The 4,821-nt window shown below is 42.0% G+C and carries 6 protein-coding genes; 3 read left to right on the top strand and 3 right to left on the bottom strand.

Features of this window, described 5'->3' with window-relative positions:
* Window positions 1-88 precede the first annotated feature (88 nt).
* The 3 genes from QZY09_RS09520 to QZY09_RS09510 form a co-directional block, all read right to left on the bottom strand.
* The gene (locus tag QZY09_RS09520; protein ID WP_295671639.1) at window positions 89-715 is read right to left on the bottom strand and encodes a DUF998 domain-containing protein; all 627 of its coding nucleotides are present in this window, start codon (window positions 713-715) and stop codon (window positions 89-91) included.
* Between the two features lie 246 nt (window positions 716-961).
* Entirely contained in the window at window positions 962-1,381 is a 420-nt protein-coding gene (locus tag QZY09_RS09515; RefSeq protein ID WP_295671634.1) for a molybdenum cofactor biosynthesis protein MoaE, read from the bottom strand.
* Window positions 1,382-1,652: 271 nt separating this feature from the next.
* Window positions 1,653-1,895, bottom strand: a complete 243-nt coding sequence (locus QZY09_RS09510; RefSeq protein ID WP_096352004.1) for a MoaD/ThiS family protein — start codon at window positions 1,893-1,895, stop codon at window positions 1,653-1,655.
* A 170-nt stretch (window positions 1,896-2,065) separates the two neighbouring features.
* Here QZY09_RS09510 and fdhD point away from each other — a divergent pair, with 170 nt between their 5' ends.
* The 3 genes from fdhD to QZY09_RS09495 all read left to right on the top strand — a co-directional run.
* Entirely contained in the window at window positions 2,066-2,935 is an 870-nt protein-coding gene (fdhD, locus tag QZY09_RS09505; protein WP_295671628.1) for a formate dehydrogenase accessory sulfurtransferase FdhD, read from the top strand.
* A gap of 54 nt (window positions 2,936-2,989) precedes the next feature.
* The gene (locus QZY09_RS09500; protein WP_295671625.1) at window positions 2,990-3,526 is read left to right on the top strand and encodes a molybdopterin dinucleotide binding domain-containing protein; all 537 of its coding nucleotides are present in this window, start codon (window positions 2,990-2,992) and stop codon (window positions 3,524-3,526) included.
* Window positions 3,527-3,850: 324 nt separating this feature from the next.
* Window positions 3,851-4,821 (top strand): carboxypeptidase-like regulatory domain-containing protein (locus QZY09_RS09495; protein ID WP_295671622.1); only part of this gene is annotated, 971 nt, incomplete at its 3' end.

The raw sequence follows: 4,821 nt of genomic DNA, 5'->3' as shown, positions 1-4,821 counted from the left end.
TGTAAAAGAAATCATGAAAAAATACCCTGGCGCCCGCTTTTTTTCGCTGGATGGCGGGCTAAAGGCATGGATAGAACAATGGGACTAATCAACCGGCCGCAACCAACCTGCGGCCGCTTATCAGTTTTATAATCAATACGAACAACCATAAATTATACGGCAAAAAAATAAGGCGTTCAAACAGGCCCGGCCAGTGATGATACGTAACAGCCAGCATGAAAATCGCCTTCAGCGCCATCGTCATAAATGCGGCTACCAGCGAATAAACGATCCATCCCTTCCAGCTATTGGTTTTGTAAAACTGCCATGCAAATAGAAACAAAACAACCAGTACCGAAATAAATACAATGATATTGCAAATTTGATGAAGCGGTTCATGTATACATATCGCCAGGCCAATTGAACCGGCGCAAATAAATAATTGAAATAAAACGATGTACCACGCATTGGCGCTTTTAATGAGTTCTTTTGAGAGCCCGATGGTAAACAGCATACTCAAGACCCCGTAAAGCATAAAATTAGCCTGTTGAAGCCATCCGTTTTTTACCAGCTCCAGGCTGCTGATGGTATTGCGGAGCGCGTTAAAGCCTGGGGTCAAAAATCCAAATACGGCATAGATCAGTATAAACAAAACACCCGAAAAGCCGCAGCAAAGCAGCGCGACCTGTGTTAATGTTTTTTTAGATGACATATTTATCATTTGATCTTCGCTCATGTCGGTTTATAATTAGGGTTTTGTCGACTTAAATATAAACATAAGATGGATGAGAACGGAAAAAGTTACAGTTTAGTTGATGGTTGATGGTTCATAGTTCATGGTAGGAGGTCAATAATCGATGGGCCGTAGACGATGGCGGGAGGAGGGGTGCTATACCTTTTTTTTCCTAATCTCTAATCTCCAATTAACTAATCACTAATTCACCAATCACCAATGACGCGAAGCAAATGACCAATGACAAACTCACGGATGCGCGGCTACCCAAATTTCGCCATCTTCGAAAATTTCTTTTTTCCATATCGGGACGGTTTGTTTCAGGGTATCGATAATATAGCGGCAGGCATCAAAAGCGGCGGCCCTGTGTGCAGCCGAAACAGCAATGATCACCGGTACTTCGCCGATTTCGAGCACGCCGGTACGGTGATGGATAAGGGCCTTTTGAATGGGCCATTGCACCGCGGCTTGTTTGATGATTTTCTCCATCTCAGCAATAGCCATTGGCTCATACGCCTCAAACTCCAGCCGGATCACCGGTTTGCCTTTGGTAGCATTTCGTACGGTACCAATAAATACATCTATCCCGCCGCTCTCCGGCGATATGATCCAATCAATACAAGCCTGAATGTTTAACGGTGTGGGGGATATTTGGATTTGGGTGGACAATGAAAATGTTTTTTGATGACTACTTGTCAAATATAAAGTTTTAGCACAAGGCGTGCAGGATGTTTATTGAAAATTAAACTGCAAAATATGAGCCTCACAACAAAGTATAAATTTTTAATTAAATCATATTAAATTAAAAATCAAAAATATGTGTCGATTATATCAATAAACACTTTATCCGGTAAACTTTTAACAACGATTACTATACAATGTAAAGCACATTGATGAAATCATTCAAACAAAAATAAACAATAAGCTGAAAAAGAAATATCTACCCCCCGCTCACCGGCGGTATCACAGCGATCTCGTCGCGCTCATGGATGGTGTCGCCGGGCAGGGCGTACTCGTTGTTTACAGCCAGCATGTACGACTTTAATTGCTGCAGCTTTGGGTATTGCTGCTCAAGCAGATATTGTAAATTGTAAACGGTTGAATCGTTTGCCAGTTCGAGTGAGACTGAAGATCCTCCAAAAATATCCTTCGCAATGCCAAACGCCAGTACTTTAATCTTCATGATACTGCAAAATTAGGGCAAAAATGTTAATTACAGCTAATTTAAAACAACATTATGGATTAAATGGTTAATTAAGCAGGGCGGGTTGAATATGTTGGGTTGGAGTTGATTAAACTTCATCAACTATTGAACCTGATCAACTTTTAACCAAATTTCAATTATATTTGAATATGACTACCAAGTCCATCAAGCGGTTTAATATTACAAAGGTTAGCGGAGGGGCAGTTGCCGACACTTCGGACGCGCTGGCGATTGAAGAACCCCTGGAAATCAGGCTGGAATACGGCCAGGCTAATGAACGGCAGATAAAAAACGTCTCGGTCACCATGCGCACGCCTGGCAACGATGCTGAACTTGCTGCCGGTTTTTTGTTTACAGAAAGGATAATTTCATCTGGAGATGCTATTTCGAACATAGAGCATTCCTTTATTTCATGCGCCGAAAACAAAGAGAATGTAGTGGTTGTGAAATTGAAGGAAGGTGTCGTCCCCAACCTCCATAACTCCGAACGAAATTTTTATACCAGCTCCAGTTGCGGCGTTTGCGGCAAAGGGTCAATTGATGCCATCAGAACCGTTAGCAGTTTTGTAAATAAAAAGGGCATCCCATACACCATTGAAGCAGAAATGCTTTTTCGCTTGCCGGATGTTTTGCGGTATTACCAGGATGCTTTTACAAGTACTGGCGGTATCCACGCCTCGGGTTTGTTTAATTTGCAGGGTGAATTAATGTTGTTGCGCGAGGACGTGGGCAGGCATAATGCACTGGATAAGCTGATCGGCGCTGCCATTAATCAAAACTGGCTGCCGCTTAATAATCATATTTTACTTTTAAGTGGCCGGGCAAGTTTTGAGCTGGTGCAAAAGGCTGCCATGGCCGGGATCACCATTATTGCAGCGGTTGGCGCACCATCAAGCCTGGCAGTTGAACTGGCCGAAGAATTTAACATCACCCTCGCGGGTTTTTTACGAAACCAGCGTTTTAATATTTATACTGCGGCACACCGCATTTTACTACCCGCAAATGAAAATACGTATTAATGGCAATTCGGTAAGGTTCAGGCTTACCCGTTCGGATGTAAAACGATAAAGAAATTGCTGTATGAAGCGGAACTGAACGAACTGGGTAAAGTATTTGAGGATTATAATAGCAAGGTGGTAAAGCCCGGCGGCTTTTATTTACCCAATGCGCCGCGCGAAGGCAAGTTTGAAACAAGCAAAAACGACGGGAGGGCCATATTCTCCATCACCAATTTACCTGTGCATCAACTGGCAAATGATGAATTAATAATGACCAGCATCCGCAGCCATGATCAGTTTAATACCACTATTTATGGTTTAGATGACAGGTACCGGGGGATCCACAACGAACGGCGGGTTATTTTTATGAATGAAAACGATATGCAAAATGCCGGCCTTAATGCCGGTGACAAAGTCGACTTGTTTAATTACCATGGCGGGATCACCTGTACCGCGCGGTTATTTATCGTGGTGCCTTATGACATCCCCGAACGGAATACCGCTACCTATTACCCCGAAACGAACGTGCTGGTACCCATTGACAGTGTAGCTGAAGGAAGTAATACACCAACTTCAAAACTCATCGTCATAAAGATTAAAAAGCACAATTAATAACATCGGTTTTCTCGGCTTTAGCGCTTTCAGGCCGAGAAAACAATTTTGCTTTTTTGTAACAGGCTTGTTACCAATGGTTAATAATTATTCACGGGAATCAATTTTCTGGTATCTTAAATAAAATTTACTTCAATTCCAAATTACTATCGTCATCAAATTATTTCATTTGAGTTAAGAAATCGTGTCTTTATGTTATCTTAAACCCCGCTTTTTACGGTTAATGTTAAGTGAAAATTATCATTCGTTTAAGAAACTCCGGTAGCGCCAAAATTCAGAATTTCTTCAGATTTCAATAACTTTCTTTGCGGAAATTACGATTTGATGAAGATTATTTTTACTATTTTAATTTCCTTTTTATTCTTTTCTGAGTCCTTTGCATCATCTGTTTCCGGCTATGTTTTTGATAAAAACGTTAACGAACAATTGGTTGGTGCAACCATAATTGTAAAGCCCGGCGCACACAGAACGTTTTCAAAATTAAACGGAAAATATTCGATTAACGATCTCGAACCCGGCGTATACTCATTTCACGTATCCTATATCGGTTATATTTCAATTGACACGACGATCAGCATCAAGGCAGAAGAAAACCTGAAAGTCAATTTTTACCTGTTGCCAAATACATCCAGTTTAAATGCGGTGACTATAACCGCAAAAAGTAACAAAGAATCCGACCAATATGCGAAAAGGGCCGAACAGCGTGCAGATAACCTGGTGAATATTGTTTCGGCTAATTCAATATCCATTTCCCCTGACATAACGGTAGCCAACGTAATGGCGCGTGTTTCAGGAGTTTCGGTGCAAAGGGGCAATACGGGCGACGGGCAATATGTTATCATCAGGGGGATGGACCCCAGGTATAGTACCACGCTTGTCAATGGCATAAAAATTCCTAGTCCGGATAACAAAAATCGGTACGTACCGCTTGATATATTTCCGGCTGATCTTGTTGAACGGATAGAGGTTTATAAATCGCTAACACCGGATATGGAAGGGGATGCGTCAGGCGGCGTAGTGAATTTGATAATGAAAACTGCCCCGGACGGCCTCCGTATTGAAGGAAATGCAGGCGCAGGCTATAGCCAGATATTTTCTCCCCGTCCTTTTGAAAGTTATAGCCGTGCAACGGTTAATGCCAAATCACCAGCCGAAATCATTGGTATCGGGCAACCAGCATCGATTTCAGATTTCCCTTACCAGAACCTGTTAACATCACCCATTAAAACCCCGATAAACACCAATTTTAGCTTGACGATTGGCGACAGGTTTTTAAATGATAAGCTGGGTGTCAT

This window comes from uncultured Mucilaginibacter sp. (assembly GCF_903913935.1).
In the GTDB taxonomy this organism is placed as follows: domain Bacteria; phylum Bacteroidota; class Bacteroidia; order Sphingobacteriales; family Sphingobacteriaceae; genus Mucilaginibacter.
This window is presented reverse-complemented; position numbering and strand designations above follow the sequence as displayed.